This is a genomic window from Aeromonas sp. PS2Canimalfood6, assembly GCF_048276795.1.
Lineage (GTDB): Bacteria > Pseudomonadota > Gammaproteobacteria > Enterobacterales > Aeromonadaceae > Aeromonas > Aeromonas caviae.
This window is the reverse complement of the sequence record NZ_JBLUXC010000065.1, coordinates 1-17,797: the sequence shown is the minus strand read 5'-3', so window position 1 is coordinate 17,797 and position 17,797 is coordinate 1. Positions and strand designations below refer to the sequence as shown.

General features: G+C 62.4%; 16 protein-coding genes and 1 pseudogene. 3 read left to right on the top strand and 14 right to left on the bottom strand.

From position 1 onward, the window contains the following. Positions 1 to 293 precede the first annotated feature (293 nt). A pseudogene (locus ACNPAA_RS18480) lies at positions 294 to 434 on the bottom strand (DUF4277 domain-containing protein); the annotation flags it as partial. A gap of 126 nt (positions 435 to 560) precedes the next feature. On the opposite strand from ACNPAA_RS18480, the gene ACNPAA_RS18475 reads away from it, so the two are divergent. Then, positions 561 to 1,550, top strand: a complete 990-nt coding sequence (locus ACNPAA_RS18475; protein WP_052815463.1) for a toll/interleukin-1 receptor domain-containing protein — start codon at positions 561 to 563, stop codon at positions 1,548 to 1,550. A gap of 102 nt (positions 1,551 to 1,652) precedes the next feature. Here the strand turns inward: ACNPAA_RS18475 and parC are convergent, their stop codons facing one another. From parC to nudF, 11 genes are all read right to left on the bottom strand, one after another. Further along, positions 1,653 to 3,947, bottom strand: a complete 2,295-nt coding sequence (gene parC, locus ACNPAA_RS18470; protein WP_161470340.1) for a DNA topoisomerase IV subunit A — start codon at positions 3,945 to 3,947, stop codon at positions 1,653 to 1,655. A 250-nt stretch (positions 3,948 to 4,197) separates the two neighbouring features. Next, a complete protein-coding gene (parE, locus tag ACNPAA_RS18465) occupies positions 4,198 to 6,108 on the bottom strand; it encodes a DNA topoisomerase IV subunit B (protein ID WP_010672780.1) in 1,911 nt (636 codons plus the stop codon). Positions 6,109 to 6,221: 113 nt separating this feature from the next. Then, on the bottom strand, positions 6,222 to 8,225 hold the full coding sequence (locus ACNPAA_RS18460) for an FUSC family protein (protein WP_201872700.1): 2,004 nt from the start codon (positions 8,223 to 8,225) through the stop codon (positions 6,222 to 6,224). Position 8,226: 1 nt separating this feature from the next. Beyond that, positions 8,227 to 9,093 carry an HlyD family secretion protein gene (locus ACNPAA_RS18455; RefSeq protein WP_010672778.1) on the bottom strand — a complete coding sequence of 289 codons (867 nt, stop codon included), beginning with the start codon at positions 9,091 to 9,093 and terminating at the stop codon, positions 8,227 to 8,229. Further along, positions 9,086 to 9,307, bottom strand: a complete 222-nt coding sequence (locus tag ACNPAA_RS18450) for a DUF1656 domain-containing protein (RefSeq protein ID WP_163135733.1) — start codon at positions 9,305 to 9,307, stop codon at positions 9,086 to 9,088. Before ACNPAA_RS18450 ends, ACNPAA_RS18455 begins: the two co-directional genes overlap by 8 nt. 191 nt (positions 9,308 to 9,498) lie before the next feature. Continuing rightward, a complete protein-coding gene (locus ACNPAA_RS18445; RefSeq protein WP_039039754.1) occupies positions 9,499 to 9,903 on the bottom strand; it encodes a GFA family protein in 405 nt (134 codons plus the stop codon). A 36-nt stretch (positions 9,904 to 9,939) separates the two neighbouring features. Beyond that, positions 9,940 to 10,563 (bottom strand): NUDIX hydrolase, encoded by a 624-nt coding sequence (locus ACNPAA_RS18440; RefSeq protein ID WP_417891941.1) that lies wholly within the window; start codon positions 10,561 to 10,563, stop codon positions 9,940 to 9,942. A 2-nt stretch (positions 10,564 to 10,565) separates the two neighbouring features. Then, positions 10,566 to 11,153, bottom strand: coding sequence for a YqiA/YcfP family alpha/beta fold hydrolase (locus ACNPAA_RS18435; RefSeq protein WP_417891940.1), 588 nt, complete (start codon positions 11,151 to 11,153; stop codon positions 10,566 to 10,568). A gap of 9 nt (positions 11,154 to 11,162) precedes the next feature. Beyond that, on the bottom strand, positions 11,163 to 11,981 hold the full coding sequence (gene cpdA, locus ACNPAA_RS18430; RefSeq protein ID WP_041214382.1) for a 3',5'-cyclic-AMP phosphodiesterase: 819 nt from the start codon (positions 11,979 to 11,981) through the stop codon (positions 11,163 to 11,165). 28 nt (positions 11,982 to 12,009) lie between these two features. Next, the gene (locus tag ACNPAA_RS18425) at positions 12,010 to 12,456 is read right to left on the bottom strand and encodes a DUF1249 domain-containing protein (protein ID WP_039039758.1); all 447 of its coding nucleotides are present in this window, start codon (positions 12,454 to 12,456) and stop codon (positions 12,010 to 12,012) included. A 99-nt stretch (positions 12,457 to 12,555) separates the two neighbouring features. Continuing rightward, positions 12,556 to 13,197, bottom strand: a complete 642-nt coding sequence (gene nudF, locus ACNPAA_RS18420) for an ADP-ribose diphosphatase (protein WP_010672772.1) — start codon at positions 13,195 to 13,197, stop codon at positions 12,556 to 12,558. Between the two features lie 306 nt (positions 13,198 to 13,503). Between nudF and tolC the strand changes: the two genes are divergently transcribed. After that, positions 13,504 to 14,829, top strand: coding sequence for an outer membrane channel protein TolC (gene tolC, locus ACNPAA_RS18415; protein WP_029313618.1), 1,326 nt, complete (start codon positions 13,504 to 13,506; stop codon positions 14,827 to 14,829). A gap of 154 nt (positions 14,830 to 14,983) precedes the next feature. On the opposite strand, the gene hldE is transcribed toward tolC, so the two are convergent. Then, positions 14,984 to 16,411: a bifunctional D-glycero-beta-D-manno-heptose-7-phosphate kinase/D-glycero-beta-D-manno-heptose 1-phosphate adenylyltransferase HldE gene (hldE, locus tag ACNPAA_RS18410; protein ID WP_052815074.1), complete on the bottom strand. Its 1,428-nt coding sequence runs from the start codon at positions 16,409 to 16,411 to the stop codon at positions 14,984 to 14,986. Positions 16,412 to 16,659: 248 nt separating this feature from the next. On the opposite strand from hldE, the gene lpxL reads away from it, so the two are divergent. Then, on the top strand, positions 16,660 to 17,583 hold the full coding sequence (gene lpxL / locus ACNPAA_RS18405) for an LpxL/LpxP family Kdo(2)-lipid IV(A) lauroyl/palmitoleoyl acyltransferase (RefSeq protein ID WP_052815073.1): 924 nt from the start codon (positions 16,660 to 16,662) through the stop codon (positions 17,581 to 17,583). A 99-nt stretch (positions 17,584 to 17,682) separates the two neighbouring features. Here the strand turns inward: lpxL and ACNPAA_RS18400 are convergent. Then, on the bottom strand, positions 17,683 to 17,797 hold a 115-nt coding region (locus tag ACNPAA_RS18400), incomplete at its 5' end, for a transposase (protein ID WP_160837970.1).

Genomic DNA, 17,797 nt, shown 5'->3' with positions numbered 1-17,797 from the left:
TGGGTAAATGCCGCTTGATGGTTCATGACGAAACTCCCGTAAAAGAGAGTATAAGATCACACCCTGTTCGGTCGGTCAAATCCTCGTGCCCTGCTTAAAAAACGTTCGCGATCTTGCCCTGCCCAGCAGCCGACGGCCCGTTGGATCTTTTTGCGCTTTGGTGGCATCCATGAATATCGACTGGGAGAAGCTCCGCCACAAGTAACGGAGCTAACAGGAGACCAGCAGATCATTTTGGAGGTATTGGGTGAGCGCTATCGGCAAATTTATTCCTAAATCAGGTGCGGAATGTCGGCTTCACCATGTGAGACCTTGAAAGGCGGGGTTTTGGGGAGCAAGGCATCGATCATGCGGGCAATGCCCAGTTCCTGGCAGAGTGCGGCGACCAAACCAAGGTGATCGAGGTTACGGATCGAGATAGCGGGTGCGGCCATGATGATCTACCTGCAAAAGAGAGTAATAGATCAGAACGGCCGATCGCCGTCAAGCACTGAAAATAGCAAAATCAGGTGCGGAATGACGGGTATCTAACAGTAATGGTTCAGGAGCATCTTAGAATTATGGCCAGCCTCGTTTTTTCCTATTCTCATGCTGATGAAGCATTACGTAATGAACTTGAAAAACATCTATCACCCTTGAAACGCATGGGGAGAATATCCACATGGCACGATCGGTGCATTATTCCTGGGGAAGTATTCGAGCATAAGATTGATCAGTATTTTTCTGAAGCAGACATTGTGCTTTTGCTGATTAGCAGTGACTTTATTGCTTCTGATTATTGTTATCAGGTTGAAATGGCAAATGCTATGGAGCGCCATAGAAGGGGCGAGGCAATAGTTATTCCGGTAATTTTAAGGGAATGTGCTTGGCATCAATTACCGTTTGGCAAAATCCTTGCTGCCACTGTGGATGGTAAACCAATTACGAAATTCGCTAGTCACGATGAAGGTTATGTGCAGGTGGTCGATGCCGTAGTACGCGCCATTGATAATATGGAGGCGAAAAATACGCAGCAGGATGTGAGCCTTCGTTCACAGATTACTACATTTTCTTCGGCTCAAGAAACTGGATCAATTCTCACACCAAGATCCAGCAACCTTTCCTTGCCGAAGAGCTTCACCGATCTCGATAAAGATCGTGCCTGCCGTGAAGGGTTTGAGTACGTTACCAGATATTTTGAAAACTCCCTATCTGAGCTTAAAAAGCGTAATTCAGGAGTAGACTCTGAGTTCCATCAGCTGGATGCCAATGCATTCAGTTGCGCGATTTACATCAGCGGTAGCCGGGTTGGTCAGTGTGCTATTTGGCGTAACAATGGCCGTAGTTATGGGGTGGGTGATATATGTTATGGCCAGGATGGCATGGCCAGAAATAGTTACAATGAATGTTTGACCATTACCGAAAATGGTCAAACCCTTGGTTTTCGTCCATTGATGGGTGGTTACACCATGAGTTCTTCAAGAGAAACATTGCTCACGAACGAAGGAATGGCGGAACACCTCTGGGATATGTTTTTCAACCAAATTAAGCAAGACCGCAAGTTAGGCTGATTTTACGAAAACTAACATTTAACACCAGCGATGGTAATAAATTAAGGTTTCATTTATTACCTCAAAATAATAGGGAGCGACTATTCGCTCCCTATTATTTTATTACCCTTCCTGATTTTCCCCGGCTGCCGGCTCGGCGCCGGCGACGGGTTCAATCTCGATGCGATCGACTCGCTGCAGACCGCGGGGCAACTTGGCGCCGCGGCGGCCGCGCTCGCCGCGGTAGTAGTCAAGGTCAGATGGCTTGAGGGTCAGCTTGCGCTTGCCGGCAAACAGGGTGACGGACTGGCCCTGCGGAATGACGGCGGCCATCACCACAAACTCCTCTCTCGCCTTCACGCGAGCCGAGGGGATGCTGATGAGCTTGTTGCCCTTGCCCTTGCCGAGCACCGGCAGGGTATTGAGCGGGAACAGCAGCATACGCCCCTCGTTGGAGATGGCCATACAGAGATCCGTGTCCGGCGCCCCTATCCTCTGGGGTGCCATGACGATGCCCCCTTCCGGCACGGTGAGCAGCGCCTTGCCGTTCTTGTTCTTGCCAATGAGGTCGTCGTATTTGCAGACGAAGCCGTAGCCGGCGTCGGAGCAAACGAGATACGGCTCACCTTCGTTGCCCATCACCAGATGGCGCACCTCTTCCCCAGCACCCAGTGCGAAGCGGCCGGTGAGCGGCTCACCCTGACTGCGGGCCGACGGCAGGGTGTGGGCCTCCAGCGAGTAGGTTCTCCCCAGGGTGGAGAGGAACACCGCCTGCTGGTTGCTGCGGCCATGGGCGTGGGCGAGATAGTTGTCCCCCGCCTTGTAGGAGAGGCCGGCCACATCCACGTCGTGGCCCTTGGCGGCGCGCACCCACCCCTTGTCGGAGAGGATCACGGTCACCGGCTCGCTCGGGGTGAGCTCCTTCTCGGTCAGGGCGACGGCGGTGGCGCGCTCCACCAGCGGGGTGCGGCGATCGTCGCCGTACTTCTCGGCATCCGCCAGGATCTCTTTCTTGAGCAGGGTGCTGAGACGGCGCTCGGAGCCCAGGATCAGTTCCAGCTTGTCGCGCTCTTCCGCCAGTTCGTTCTGCTCGGCGCGCAGCTTGAACTCTTCGAGCTTGGCCAGGTGGCGCAGTTTGAGCTCGAGGATCGCCTCGGCCTGGGTCTCGGTGATGTTGAAACGCTCCATCATCACCCGGCCCGGCTCCTCCTCGGTGCGGATGATCTCGATCACCTCGTCGATGTTGAGGTAGGCGATGAGCAAACCTTCGAGGATGTGCAGGCGGGCCAGCACCTTGTCGAGGCGATACTGCAGGCGGCGGCGCACCGTCTCGCGGCGGAAGCTAAGCCACTCGGTGAGGATGGTCTTGAGGTCTTTCACCTGAGGCCGGTTGTCCAGACCCAGGATGTTGAGGTTGACCCGGTAGTTCTTCTCCAAGTCCGTGGTGGCGAACAGGTGGGCCATCAGCCCCTCCACGTCCACCCGGTTGGAGCGCGGCACTATCACCAGACGGGTCGGGTTTTCGTGGTCCGATTCATCCCGCAGATCGGTAACCATGGGCAGCTTTTTCGCCACCATCTGGGCGGCAATCTGCTCCATGATCTTGGCGCCGGAGGCCTGATGGGGCAGCGCCGTGATGACGATATCGCCATCCTCTTCGCTCCAGACCGCCCGCTGCTTGATGGAGCCCTTGCCGGTCTCGTAGATTTTACGGATGTCATCGCGGGGCGTGATGATCTCGGCATTGGTCGGGTAATCCGGCCCCTGCACATGGGCCATCAGGGCATCCAGGCCGGCATTGGGATTGTCCAGCAGCTCCACGCAGGCGTGGGCCACTTCCCGCGCGTTGTGGGGCGGGATATCGGTCGCCATCCCCACCGCGATACCGGTCACCCCGTTGAGCAGGATGTGCGGCAAACGGGCAGGCAGCACCACCGGCTCTTTCATGGTGCCGTCGAAGTTCGGCGTCCACTCCACAGTGCCCTGGCCGAGCTCGGAGAGCAGTAGCTCGGAGAAACGCGACAGCCGCGCCTCGGTATAACGCATGGCGGCGAAGGATTTGGGATCGTCCGGCGCACCCCAGTTGCCCTGACCGTCCACCAGCGGGTAGCGGTAGGAGAAGGGTTGGGCCATCAGCACCATGGCTTCGTAACAGGCGCTGTCACCGTGGGGGTGGTACTTACCCAGCACGTCACCCACGGTACGGGCGGACTTCTTGTGCTTGGAGAGGGCCGACAGCCCCAGCTCGCTCATGGCGTAGATGATGCGCCGCTGCACGGGCTTGAGGCCGTCGCCGATATGCGGTAAGGCCCGATCCATGATGACGTACATGGAGTAGTTCAAGTAAGCCTGCTCGGTGAAGGTGCGCATTGGCTGGCGCTCTACCCCGTCCAGACTGAGCTCGATGGCATCACTCATGTGATTATCTCTTTCGGTTCGGGAGCTGGTTGGCGCTCTACTTCATCCAACAGACTGAGCTCGATAGCATCACTCATAAGGTTGTTCTCTTGCTATGGCACGCCCTCAGAGGGCACGCCGGAAATGCGGGTCGGCAGGGGGCCGACGGTGAATCACAAGCCCCCCTCCCAACCTCCCCCTCCATGAGGGGGAGGAGAGGCTTGGCCCCCTCCCCTTGCGAAGGGGAGGGCCGGGGTACTTGCGACTCGCTTTAGATGATGGCGAGGTTGCCCTTCTCTTCCAGCCATTCGCGGCGATCACCGGCGCGCTTCTTGGCCAGCAGCATGTCCATCAGTTGCAGGGTCTCGTCCCCATCTTCCCCTTCTGCCCCTCCTTCCGCGCCCATGGTGAGCTGCACCAGGCGGCGGGTGTTGGGATCCATGGTGGTTTCCCGCAACTGCTTGGGGTTCATCTCACCCAGCCCCTTGAATCGGGTCACCATCACCTTGCCCTTCTTCTTCTCGGCTTCGACCCGTTGCAGCACGCCGTTCTTCTCGTCCTCGTCGAGGGCGTAGAAGACCTCCTTGCCGATGTCGATACGATAGAGGGGCGGCATGGCCACATAGACATGGCCCTTTTCCACCAGCGTGCGGAAGTGCTTCACAAAGAGGGCGCAGAGCAGGGTGGCGATGTGCAGACCGTCCGAGTCCGCATCCGCCAGGATGCACACCTTGCCGTAGCGCAGGCCACTGAGATCGTCGGAGTCGGGGTCGAGCCCGATCGCCACCGAGATGTCGTGTACTTCTTGCGAGGCGAGCACCTGACCGGCCTCCACCTCCCAGGTGTTCAGGATCTTGCCGCGCAGGGGCATGATGGCCTGGAATTCGCGATCCCGCGCCTGCTTGGCACTGCCGCCCGCGGAGTCACCCTCCACCAGGAAGAGCTCCCCCTGCATGGGGTCGGCGCAGCCGCAATCGGTCAGCTTGCCGGGCAGGGCCGGGCCTTGCGTTATCTTCTTGCGCACCACCGTCTTGGCGGCGCGCATCCGGCGCTGGGCGCTGGAGATGCAGAGCTCCGCCAGCTGTTCGGCCAGCTCGGTGTTGCTGTTCAGATAGAGGCTGAAGGCATCCTTCACCACGCCCGACACGAAGGCCGAGCTCTGGCGGGACGACAGACGCTCCTTGGTCTGGCCGGCAAACTGCGGGTCCTGCATCTTGATGGAGAGGATGTAGGCGCAGCGATCCCAGATGTCTTCCGGGGTGAGCTTGACCCCGCGGGGCAAGAGGTTGCGGAACTCGCAGAACTCGCGCATGGCATCGAGCAGCCCCTGGCGCAGGCCGTTGACATGGGTGCCACCGAGCGCGGTGGGAATGAGGTTCACATAGGATTCGGCGAGGCACTCGCCCCCTTCCGGTAACCAGCACAGAGCCCAGTCCACCGCCGACTGCTCGGAGCTGAAAGAACCGACGAAGGGCTGCTCCGGCAGGCAGGTGAACTGCTTGACCGCATCGATGAGGTAATCCTTGAGGCCGTCTTCGTAGCACCACTCCAACTTGATGCCGGTGTTCTTGTCGAGGAACTTGATGGTGAGGCCCGGGCAGAGCACGGCCTTGGCTTTGAGCAGGTGCTCCAGCTTGGAAACCGAGAAGCGCGGCGAATCGAAGTAGCGCGCCTCCGGCCAGAAGCGCACCCGGGTGCCGGTGTTGCGACGGCCGCAGGTGCCTGTGATGGTCAGATCAGACACCTTCTCGCCCCGCTCGAAGGCGATGTCATAGACCTGGCCGTCCCGGCGCACCGTCACCTCGACCCGATCGGAGAGGGCGTTCACCACGGAGATCCCTACCCCGTGCAAGCCGCCGGAGAACTGATAGTTCTTGTTGGAGAACTTGCCCCCCGCGTGCAGCTTGCAGAGGATCAGCTCCACGCCGGAGACCCCTTCCTCCGGGTGGATGTCCACCGGCATGCCGCGACCGTCGTCGATCACCTCGAGGGACTGATCCTCGTGCAGGATCACCTCCAGATTGCGGGCGTGACCCGCCAGCGCCTCGTCGACGCTGTTGTCGATGACCTCCTGGCCGAGGTGATTGGGCCGGGTGGTGTCGGTGTACATGCCGGGGCGGCGACGCACCGGTTCAAGGCCATTGAGGACCTCAATGGCATCCGCATTGTATTGAGTGGACATGGAGGGCCTTGCGAATTGACGTTTGGGGGGAATCTTACTCGCTGGGAGGGCCCGGGACAAATGGGGCGCTCGCAAAGGGTGATCCAGAGGGGCTCCGGCCTCCCCGCCCGGGATCAGGCGGGTTCCCCGGGCAGGGCCTGCACAAGCTGGGAGAGGGAGCAGTGGAGTCGCCACACCAGCCCCGCCAGAGCCCGGGCCGCCGGATCTGCATGTTCCCCCAGCCCCTGGCTGATGCGGTCCAGCTCCGCCAGGGTGCGCCCCAGGGTCTCGTGCTGCACGCCCCCTTCGGTCAGAATCCCTTTCAGGCAGCGCAGACAGCCGTCCCGCACCAGATAGAGGGCCGGATCCCGGCTGCGCCAGAGCCTGAGTTGCCAGACGATATGGCTGCAATTGAGCAGCACCACGCCCCAGCGCAGCACCCAGAGCCGGGCCCCCTGATCCTGACTCTGGCTGAGCTGGCTCACCGCGTGATAGACCCGGGATTCAAACTCCCCCTCGCTCTGATGCGGGGCCGGGGCCAGCTGGTCCACGAAATCCCGCCGCAGACGATGCATCAGGCGGCGGCTCTTGCGCCGATCCGAGCTGGGCCTCAGGAGCTGGAACGCCAGCCCTGCGCTCATCACCCCCAGTGCCTGGGCAAGGCTGCTGTTGACGAAGGCGAGGTAGTCGTAGCTCGGCGGATTGGTGATGGCAAGGAAGGAGCCGAGCAGCACGATGAGCTGGCCCCAGAGCGCCGCCCCCTGGGGGCGCTGCAATTTCAGCAGTTGCAGGGTGATGAGGGCGGGGAACAGCAGGGCGCAGAAGATCCAGAAGTCGTCGATGCGGATCATCAGCCCGAACTTGACCCCGAAGCAGATAAAGCTGAGCAGCACGATGGCCTTGAGCATGGTCTGGGCCCCCTTCGCCGGGGCCGGGGTGGCGGAATAGAGCACGCAGCAGATGGCGAGCAGGGTCAGGGCCGCGGCGCCCGCATCCCACTGGGTGTGGATCCAGAAGGTGCAGCCAAGCATCACGCAGAGGAAGGTACGCCCCCCGTTGTAGGCCGCCTCCAGACCGTCGGTGTGGCTGGTCAGAGAGCTGTGGCGCGGCGGCGCCGGCCACTCCTGACCATCGTGGCGGGCCAGCCTTTCCAGCCAGCGCTGACACTCCAGGTAGCTCCAGCAGAAGTGGCGCAGCCGCAGCCAGAAGGCCTGACAGCGATAATCGTCCCCCGAACGGGCCACGAAGGGCGCCATCAGGCGGGCGATGCGCAGCTTGTCGCAGCCCCCCTGCCCCAGCTCCCGCAGCACGGCGGCCAGCATGGGGGCCGGGTCGACTGCGTCCTCTGGCCAGTGTTGCAGCATGCGGCGCAGCCCCGAGATGAGGCTGACCATCCTCAGCTGGCGATGGAGCAGATAGTTCAGCAACTGGTTGTGGCGACGCAGGCGGTGGTGGCTCCAGACGGCCTGGATGCGCAGCACGTTCAGGGTGAGGATCTGACCGATCACCCCCTCGTGGGCGGTGCGCACATCGGCGCCCGTCTCCCCGAGCCAGAGCAGCTGGGCATGTTCCAGCAGCCGGGTCTGGCTCTTGCCGAGGGAGTCCAGCAGGGTCTCGCCATCGGAGAAACTCGGCAGGATCATCATCATCAGGCCGCCGCAGAGGATGCCGACGATCACCTCGCTCACCCGGGCCTGGGCGATGTCGAAGATATGTTGCGGGTCGGTCAGGTTGACGCAGGAGAAGGCGATGATGGCGGCGGTATAGCCCGCCAGGGCGAAACCGTAGGAGACGTTGTTCTGATGGTGGTTGGAGATGTAGGTGCACCCCCCCAGCCAGAGGGCGATAAGCAGGCTGAAGAGCCAGGGATCACCGATGCCAAGGCCGGTGATCATCACCGCCGCCATGGCGCCGATGAGGCTGCCCACCACCCGCCCCAGGCTCTTGCTGATGACGCCCCCCACGGTGGGAAAGCTCACCACGGCGGCGGAGGTCATGGCCCAGTAGGGGGAGTCGAGTTGCAGCACGAACGCCAGCCAGAGCGACAGGCACATGGCCAGGGCATTGCGCAGGGCGTAGCGCCACTGTCCGCCGTTGGCCTTGCCCCAGGGGGTCTGGCGCCAGAGCGAGGGGATCACTCTAGTCCCCTATGGTGATGGTGCAGGTCGTGCCCGCGATCAAGACCAGATCCGGGGGAATCGCCAGCAGCCTGATCCGCACTGGCACCCGCTGGGCCAGACGCACCCAGGGCACGTTCGGCTTGACGTCGAGCAGCAGCCCCTCACTGCCTTCCAGGCTCTGATCGTGAATGGCGCGCCCTATGCTTTCCACCTCCCCCCTGAGTACCCGATCCCCGCTGTAGAGCACCACCTCGGCCGGTTTGCCGGGGGCGATGTGCCTGAGCTTGGTCTCTTCGAAATAGCCCTGCACATAGAAGGAGTGGGTGTCTATCAGGGCCACCAGGGGCACCCCGGCGGTGGCGTAGTTGCCGACCCTGGCCTGCAGATTGGTGATGTAGCCGTCGCTCGCGGCATGGACCTCGGTCCGGGCAAGGGACCATCTGGCCTGCTCCAGATTGGCCTGGGCCACCTCATAGGCCGCCTTCATCGCCTGGGCATTGAGCCTGGACTCATCCACCGCCTCGGCGGAGATGACGGTGCGGGAGAGGCTCTGGCGACGGTTCGCCTCGTGCTCCGCCTTGTCGAGATCCGACCTGGCCTTGGCCAGGGCCGCGCTGGCGTTGTCCAGCGCGATGCGATAGGGCTCGGGATCCAGAGTGAAGAGCAGTTCCCCCGCCTTCACCAGCTGGTTGTCCTTGACCCCTATCCTGACGATCTTGCCCGACACCTGGGGCGTGATGCTGACCAGCTCGGCCCTCACCTTGCCATCCCGGGTCCAGGGCCCCTGCATGTAGTCGTTCCACAGCCACCAGAGCGACACCAGCGCCAGGGCAAAGACCAGCAGGGTGGAGAAGTATTTGAGGGTCGCAAGGGGTGATTTAGCCATGTAGCAATATCCATAGGGCGCCACTGACGGCGAGGATGAAGAGGGAGAGATCCATCAGCAGGGGGTGCCAGACATCCCCACCATAGAGCCAGTCACGCAGCAGGTGGTGCACGGGCAGCCAGCCCAGCAGGCCGAGCAGTACGGCCTTGAACAGGGGCGGAAAGTAGAGCGAGGCCCCGAGGATCAGATCCGGCAGCGCTGAAGCAGTCGTCACGGGTGTGCCCCTGTTGGCAGAGATGGAATGAAGAGAGAGGCCGGGGTCCGCCGGGAGACGGACAGGGCAAGGTTAACACAGCCATTGCGGGGGCTACACAAGCAGATGACCCCCTGAGGCGTCGTCACGGGAGTGGCACGACAACGCCTCGCCCGTCCTCCCCGCCACCCGTCGGGGCAGTCACCTCGCGTTCAATCGGCTACGGTATCTGCCGGGTGATGCACCCCGTCGCGGGTCGGCACCTCTCCCAGATCGAACGGGTTGACCCCCTCCAGACAGGCGAGGTTGTAGCCATATTCCGCCGGATTGGATCGGCGCTGGTGATGGGTGTAGATGCCGCAGACGCTGCAGAAATAGTGTTTCGCGGTGCGGGTGTTGAACTGGTAGCAGCGAAGCGCCGCCTCCCCTTGCAGGATGCGGATGCCGGAGAGCGGCACCGAGGCGACGATGGCCCCACGCCGCCGGCAGAAGGAGCAGTCGCAGCGGCGCGGATCCACCACGCCATCCGGCAGGGTCAGCTCCAGCACCACGGCGCCGCAGTGGCAGCTCGCCTTGTGTTTCTTCTGGATGGGGGTATTGCCGATGCGTGTGATCATGCTGCCTCCTTGCCGCAGTGTCAGGCTGCGAACCGGTTAATCGAACAGGGTATCCCCCCGCCCCTGCGACAGATGGGCATGCAGGGTGCGCAACTGGGACGCCACCACCCGGTGGCGGGAGAGTTCGGGCAAGGCGTCGATGGGGAAGTACCCCGCCCCTTTGGTTTCATCGGTGTCAGTAAGCAGAGCGCCGCCCGTCACCTCGCACAGGAAGAAGGCCTTGTGGGCGTGGGGCAACTGCGGGGGATGGGGATGCTTGAGCTTGTCGAACAGGGCCAGCAGTTGCACCGCCCGACAGGCGAGGCCGGTCTCCTCGCTCACTACCCGCACCACGGCGTCCGCAGGCGAATCGCCGATGTCGCACCAGCCCCCCGGCAGGGTCCAGCAACCGTCACTGCGCTCCTGCACCAGCAGGACATGGCCCGCGTCGTTCTGAATGAAGGCCCGCACATCGAGCTTGGGGGTGGGATAGCCGCTGTCGAGGGCAATCCAGTCGCCGATGGCGTCGGGGGCCAGCTCGCTCTGGCTGTCGATGAGCGTCACCGTGGCCGTTCGCAGCGCCTCGAAGCGGGCGATGTCGAAGGGATCGCGGGAATAGGTGAGCCCCGCCTGGGCCGTGGCCAGCACCTGTTCGAGGAAGGCGGCCAACGGCGGCTGCACGGCTAGAGCCCGAGGAAACGGACGATCTGGGCGGGGTAGCGCTCGAAGCCTGTGAAGGCGTGATCGCCGCCGCACTCCAGGGAGAGACGGGCAAAGCGGTATTCGTCCAGCGCCTTGCGATAGTCGAGCACCTCGTCCTCCTGCTGTTGCAGCACCCAGAGCCGCTCGGGGGCAGTCACCGGCACCGCCAGCGCACTCAGCTCGTCCATGTGTCCGGGCAACAGTTCATAGCGTTCGCCGCTGTAGGGGTTGGTCTGGGGGCCGAGGTAGTCGCAGAGCAGCTCGTGGGGGCGCACCGCCGGGTTGATGAGGGCAGCGCGGCAACTGTACATCTCGCTCACTCGCGTGGCCATGAAGCCACCGAGGGAGCTGCCCACGGCGCCCAGTCGCAGGGCACTGCCGTGGCGGGCCTTCAGGTCGGTGATGGCCTGCTCGATGGCAGCCCAGGCGGCCGCCGGGGTGTTGGGCTGGGCCGGGATCACCACCTCGATATCGGGCCTGTTCTCTGCCACCCAGGCCGCCATCTGCTGCGCCTTGGCCGAGCCGGGGGATGAATTGAAACCGTGCAGGTAGAGGAGTACGGGCTTCATGGCAACCCCTCAGTAACCGGTGGCATTGGGGTCGGGCACGAACTGCCCCAGCGGCAGGCGCCACACCTGACTCGCCACCCGGCCATCCGGGTGCAGGGTGAGATAGCGCCAGCCCGGGCCGGATTCGTCCAGTGCGAAACCGTCGGAGAGCGGCTTGAACTGGATGCAGGTAGAGGGGCTGGCGATGAGCCGCACTCCGTGGTGCACCTCGTCAAACTCCTGATGGACGTGGCCGAACAGGATGGTCTTCTGCTGCGGGTGGCGGGCCAGCACGGCGAACAGGTCGTCGGCATTCTTGAGGTTGTGCTGATCCAGCCAGGCGCAGCCCACCGGCACCGCCTGATGGTGCAGGGCGATGAGGGCATGGCGCTCGGGATGCTGGCGCAGGGCCTGATCCAGGGCCGCCAGCTGGTGATCCCCCAGCACCCCGTGGGGTTTGCCGCGCACCTGGGTATCCAGCAGGATCACCTGCCAGTGCTCGCCTACCAGCTGCTTGGCCTCGCTGATGCCGGCCGCATGGAGGTATTCGGTCATCAGGGGGCCGTCGTCGTGGTTGCCGGGCAACCAGTAGATGGGGCGAGCCAGGGGCGCCATCATGGAAGCGAAGCGCTGGTAGGACTCCGGGCTGTGATCCTGGGAGAGATCCCCGGTGGCGAGGATGAGATCGAACGGGTGCTCGTTGGCCTGCACCCGCTCCAGCACGGCGGCCAGACTCTGCGCCGTGGGCACGGCCAGCAGCCGCCCCTCGGCACTGGCGAAGAGATGGGTATCGGTAATCTGTAACAGGCGCACACTGCCGTCCGGCGCCTGAGGTAGCTCTGTTTCCAAAATCACGCTTCTTTTTTTATGGGTTCGACTAGAGGATGTTAATCAGGCTGGTGCCGTGTTTGAGACAAAATCTCAACCAATCGGCCAAGAATAGATTTACCTGCTCCTTTTCATCCCTGTGATGCATTTTTTGATTGGGATAATCATAACGTGGTTGCAACATTGAAATCTGTTGCGCCGCACACACTTCCGCCATTCGCACATCATGATACAAACGAATCTCTATCCGGGCTTGCAAGTAGCTCGGCAATTCGGGGTTGTGCTGGGCCAGGATCACCTGGCTGGTGAAGCGGCTCTCCTCGGTCACCGTGAGCTGGAACTGCAGGCCGTTGCCGACCTGATAGCGGCGCTCGGCACCCACGCTGCCGCCGGGCGGCAACAGTTTCATCAGCGCCATGTAATTGACCTCGCAGGTACGCTGCAAGGACATCAAATCAGGCACATAGCGCTTCATCGGGCTCTGGACTAATGACATGTCGCGGCTCCCTCAATCAGGGTCCATGAAGGGTGGACCCACTGCACAGTGTTCCAGTCGGACACAGGGCACCTGACCCGGGTCTGAACGAGCGTCACCTCAGCGCCCCGCCAGCCAGCGTGCCCGCAGCTCGCCGTGATTCAGGGCCAGCCACTGCAGGGCGATGACGGAGGCGGCATTGTCGATGCGCCCCTCTTTGAGCCAGGCATAGGCCTGCTCGCGGCTCACCACGTGGACCCGGATGTCTTCCCCCTCTTCCGCCAGACCGTGTATCCCCTTGGCCTGACTGGCATCCACCTCGCCCACGAACACCTCGATGCGCTCGGTGCTGCCACCCGGGCTCACCAGATAGCTGATGGCGTGTTCGCAGCGTCCCACCTCGATCCCTGCCTCTTCCACCGCTTCGCGCCGCACCACTGCCTCGGCGGTCTCCCCTTCATCGATGATGCCGGCCACCAGCTCCAGCAGCCAGGGGGTGGCGCTGGTCTCCATGGCGCCGATGCGAAACTGCTCCACCAGCACGATCTCGTCCCGCACCGGATCATAAGGCAGCAGGGCGGCGGCATGGCCACGTTCGAACAGTTCCCGGACGATGGGGGCGTTCCAGCCACCGGCAAACAGCCTGTGTTGCAGGCGGTAGACATTCACCTTGAAGAAGCCATTATATCCAGCTGATTTTTCAATGATTTTCACATCATCGCTGGAGTAGTGGCAGGTTTGAGGCAAGGCTTGCTGTGACATTCGAGACTCCTGCCAGCTTGACTTGGCTTGGTTTGACCATAATATTCGGGGGCATGAATGAACATTCATTCACTCGCTCTCGCCGACGATGAGGGAAGGATTTTAGCAGCCACAGGGCATTTGGCTAGGCGCGTTGCCGAGAAAACTCGCCCCGGACCTTGACGTTTCCGCAGCTGGAAAAGAGACAGTTCGCAATGAAATCTGCTTATAGTAGAGTGGTTAAGCTGAAATCAAGCTTGGTCGGTGACAATCCCCCCTTCATCCAGCGGACAGCTTTGGGTTGATACAAAAGGTTAAAACTATCATATGAAAAGAACACTCTTGTCAGTCATGGTGATGCTGGGTGTGAGCGGCGCCGCTCATGCCGAAAACCTGCTCGATATTTACCAACAGGCCCAGATCAAGGACACCCAGCTGCTGGAATCCAAGGCCAAGCGGGACCAGGCCTTCGAGAAGATCAACGAATCCCGTGCAGCCCTGCTGCCCCAGATCAACCTGGGCGCCGGCCTGAACTACCTGCAAAACAAGAACGACACCATGACCAACACGGGCGCTACCGGCTCCGTGACCCTGGATCAATCCATCTACCGTCGCAGCAACTGGGTCAACCTGGATCTGACCGAGAAGAGCGCCACCCAGTCCGACGTGGCCTACAACCTCGAGTACCAGAACCTGATGCTGCGTACCGCCCAGGCCTACTTCGACGTGCTCAAGGCCATGGATACCCTGGAATTCGTGCGTGCCAACAAGACCGCGGTCGAGCGTCAGCTTGAACAGACCCAGCAGCGCTTCGAAGTGGGCCTGACCGCCATCACCGACGTGCACGAGGCCGAGGCCGAGCGCGATCAGGCGCTGGCGGACGAGATCAATGCCGAGAACACCCTGGACAACAGCTACGAGAGCCTGCGCGAGCTGACCGGTATCGACCACCGTCAACTGGACGTGCTCAACACCGATCGCTTCAGCCCGCAGAAGACCGCGTTCAACTCCGACAAGTGGCTGGAACTGGCCCTGGACAAGAACCTGGAGCTGCACAGCGCCCGCATCGGCAAGGACATCGCCAAGGAGCAGATCGATCTGGCCAAGACCGGTCATGAACCGACCCTGGATCTGGGCGCCGGCCTGAACGCCGGTTACAACGATTACAAGGACGAGATCCGCAACCCCGAGAGCAACAGCAATCAGGGCAACATCGGCCTGAACTTCAAGCTGCCCATCTACACCGGCGGGGCCACCACCTCCCAGGTCAAGCAGGCACAGTTCAACTACGTGGCCGCCAGCGAACAGCTCGAACGCAGCTTCCGCTCGGTACAGAGCACGGTCCGCTCTTCCTACAACAACGTGAACGCCAGCATCGGCTCGGTCCGCGCCTACAGCCAGTCCGTCATCTCCGCCGACAGCGCCCTGAAGGCGACCGAGGCCGGTTACGAGGTGGGCACCCGCACCATCGTCGACGTGCTGGACTCCACCCGCAAGCTGTATCAGGCCAAGCAGAAGCTCTCCGAGGCCCGCTACAACTACATCCTCAGCATCCTCTCCCTCAAGCAGGCCGCCGGCATCCTGGAGCAGAAGGATCTGGAAGAGGTGAACCAGGGTCTGATGCCCGCCGCCCAGGTCACCAAGAAGTCCTGAGCCAGGCGCACACCATGAGAAAAGGCGACCCCGGGGTCGCCTTTTTCATCTCTGTTCGCCGCTGGAAGTGCGTTGGTCGGGGCCTGCCAGGCAGCGGCCATGTCACCGACCCGGCAGCCCCATCAAAAAACCCGGCCTTGGCCGGGTTTTACGCTTATCCGCGCTCGCGGATGGTCTTGATGATGTCGGTGGTGGAGCAGCCGTCCTCGAAGTTCAGCACCCGCACCTCGCCGCCATTGGCGGTCACCTCGGCGTAACCGGCGATCTCTTCGGGCTTGTAGTCGCCCCCCTTGACCAGGAGGTCTGGCAGGATCTCGGCGATCAGACGCTGGGGAGTGTCTTCGCTGAAGGGGACCACCCAGTCCACGGCACCCAGGGCCGCCAGCACAGTCATACGGCGCTCGGTCGGGTTGACCGGGCGACCCGGCCCCTTGAGGCGACGCACGGACTCGTCGGTGTTCACCGCCACGATCAGGCGATCCCCCAGCTTGCCCGCATTGGCCAGATAGGAGACATGACCCGCGTGCAGAATGTCGAAGCAGCCGTTGGTCATCACCACCTTCTCGCCGCGCAGACGGGCGGCCTGGACGGCCACCTTGAGCTGGGCCTCGGACATGACGCCAAAGCCGGTCTCCTGCTCGGTGTAGAGGGCGTTGGCCAGTTCCACCGGGCTCACGGTGGAGGTCCCCAGCTTGCCGACCACGATGCCGGCGGCGGTGTTGGCCAGGGCGCAGGCCTCATCCAGACTCTTGCCTGCGGCAAGGGAAGTCGCCAGGGTGGAGATGACGGTGTCACCGGCACCGGTGACGTCATAGACCTCGTGGGCTTGGGCCGGCAGGTGCAGCTCGGGCTGCCCTTCGCGGATCAGGGTCATGCCGTTCTCGGAACGGGTGACCAGCAGGGCATCCAGCTCGAAGCGCTTGACCAGCTCCAGCCCCCTGGCGACCAGGTCTTCTTCCCCCTTCACCTTGCCCACCACGGCCTCGAACTCGGACATGTTGGGGGTCAGCAGGGTGGCACCACGGTACTTCTCGAAATCGGTCCCCTTGGGGTCGACCAGCACGGGGATGCCGGCGGCGCGGGCACGCCGGATCATGCCGGGCACATCGTTGAGGGCGCCCTTGCCGTAGTCGGAGAGGATCATCACGTCCGCCTGGGGCAGCGCCTGCTCCACCTTGCCCATCAGCAGGCTGGCATCCACGTCGTGGAAGGCCTCTTCGAAGTCGAGGCGCAGCAGTTGCTGGTTGCGGGACAGCACCCGCAGCTTGGTGATGGTCGGATAGTCGGTCAGGCGCACGAAATCACAGGCCACCTTGACACCGACCATCTGGCTGGCGAGGGCATCGGCGGCTTCATCCTGACCGGTCAGGCCCAGCAGCACGACCTGGGCGCCGAGGGCGGCGGAGTTGAGCGCCACGTTGGCGGCGCCACCCGGGCGCTCCTCGATGTGCTCGACCTTGACCACGGGGACCGGCGCCTCGGGGGAGATCCGGCCGGTAGGGCCATGCCAGTAGCGATCCAACATGACATCGCCAACGACCAGGATGCGGGCTTTTTCAAACTCGGGCAGGGTGATTTTCATCTGTATCGGCTCTCAAAACCTGAAAAATTCAGCGGCCGATTTTATCACACTCTTTTCCGGGGCGTGAAAAAAGCACGGCCCTGTGCCCTGATGCCCCCTCTGACCAGATGACGGCGATTCGCGCCCGCCCCCGCTTTTCGGATAGAATCCTCGACATGCGAGTGACCGCATCCGCGCCGAGCCACCCCACACAGGCCCCCCGGTTCGGTCGGACTCCCCCCTTTGCCTTTGCGAACAAGAGACTCTTCATGGCCCAAGAACACGCTCCCCGCCTCGAACCCCGTCTGTTCCATCCCCGTTACTGGGGGAGCTGGCTGGGCCTCTCCCTGCTCTGGCTGCTGGTGTTGCTGCCCTGGCGCAGCCAGATGTGGCTGGGCCGCCAGCTCGGCACCCTGGCCCGCAAACTGCTGAAATCCCGCGTCAAGATTGCCCGCCGCAACCTGGAGCTGGCGATGCCCGAGCTCAGCCGGGATGAGCGCGAAGCCCTCCTGATGCAGAACTTCGAGAGCGTGGGCTGCGCCATCTTCGAGGTGGGCATGGCCTGGTTCTGGCCAGACTGGCGGATGCGCCGCCTGATGAAGGTGGAAGGGGAAGAGCACGTCATCAACGCCATGGAGAAGGGCCAGGGGATGCTGCTGCTCTCCTGCCACTTCCTGACGCTGGAGCTCAATGCCCGCTGCTTCGGCCTGGTGCGCCCCGGGGTCGGCGTCTATCGCCCCAACACCAATCCGGTGCTGGAGTACGCCCAGTACCACGGTCGCTGCGCCTCCAACAAATACCTGGTGGACCGGATGGACGTGAAGGGGATGATCAAGGCGCTGCGCAACGGCGACGCCCTCTGGTATGCACCGGATCACGACTACGGCAGCCATGCCAGCGTCTTCGTGCCCTACTTCGCGGTGGAGCAGGCCGCCACCATCACGGGTACCGCCACCCTGGCCCGGGTGAAGAACACTGTCACCCTGCCCTGCTACAACATCCGCACCCGGGAGGGCTACACCCTGCATATCGGGGCCCCGCTCGCAGACTACCCGAGCGGTGACGACCTGGCGGATGCCAGCCGCGCCAACCGCGAAATTGAAGCCGCCGTGCGCAAGGCGCCGGAGCAGTACATGTGGCTGCACCGCCGCTTCAAGACCCGCCCCAATCCGGACGATCCCGGCTACTACTGATGCCCTCCCGCCCCGTCGACCGGGCAAGTCCAGACGACAGGACAGGATGGCACCGCGCCCCATGAAAAAGCCCTCGCACTGCGAGGGCTTTTTTGTGGTTCATCGCGGCTTTCCGGGGAAGGCCGCCTTGATTTTCAGAAAAAAGTATTCTGAGTCCCTAAATCCATATGCCATACGCTTTATCACTTTGATCTTGTTGTTCACCCCTTCCAGC

Coding starts and splice junctions, on each gene's coding strand:
- ACNPAA_RS18475 (WP_052815463.1), top strand. CDS start 561: ATGGCCAGCCTCGTTTTTTCCTATTCTCATGCTGATGAAGCATTACGT.
- parC (WP_161470340.1), bottom strand. CDS start 3,947: ATGAGTGATGCCATCGAGCTCAGTCTGGACGGGGTAGAGCGCCAGCCA.
- parE (WP_010672780.1), bottom strand. CDS start 6,108: ATGTCCACTCAATACAATGCGGATGCCATTGAGGTCCTCAATGGCCTT.
- ACNPAA_RS18455 (WP_010672778.1), bottom strand. CDS start 9,093: ATGGCTAAATCACCCCTTGCGACCCTCAAATACTTCTCCACCCTGCTG.
- ACNPAA_RS18445 (WP_039039754.1), bottom strand. CDS start 9,903: ATGATCACACGCATCGGCAATACCCCCATCCAGAAGAAACACAAGGCG.
- ACNPAA_RS18435 (WP_417891940.1), bottom strand. CDS start 11,153: ATGAAGCCCGTACTCCTCTACCTGCACGGTTTCAATTCATCCCCCGGC.
- ACNPAA_RS18425 (WP_039039758.1), bottom strand. CDS start 12,456: ATGTCATTAGTCCAGAGCCCGATGAAGCGCTATGTGCCTGATTTGATG.
- nudF (WP_010672772.1), bottom strand. CDS start 13,197: ATGTCACAGCAAGCCTTGCCTCAAACCTGCCACTACTCCAGCGATGAT.
- tolC (WP_029313618.1), top strand. CDS start 13,504: ATGAAAAGAACACTCTTGTCAGTCATGGTGATGCTGGGTGTGAGCGGC.
- hldE (WP_052815074.1), bottom strand. CDS start 16,411: ATGAAAATCACCCTGCCCGAGTTTGAAAAAGCCCGCATCCTGGTCGTT.
- lpxL (WP_052815073.1), top strand. CDS start 16,660: ATGGCCCAAGAACACGCTCCCCGCCTCGAACCCCGTCTGTTCCATCCC.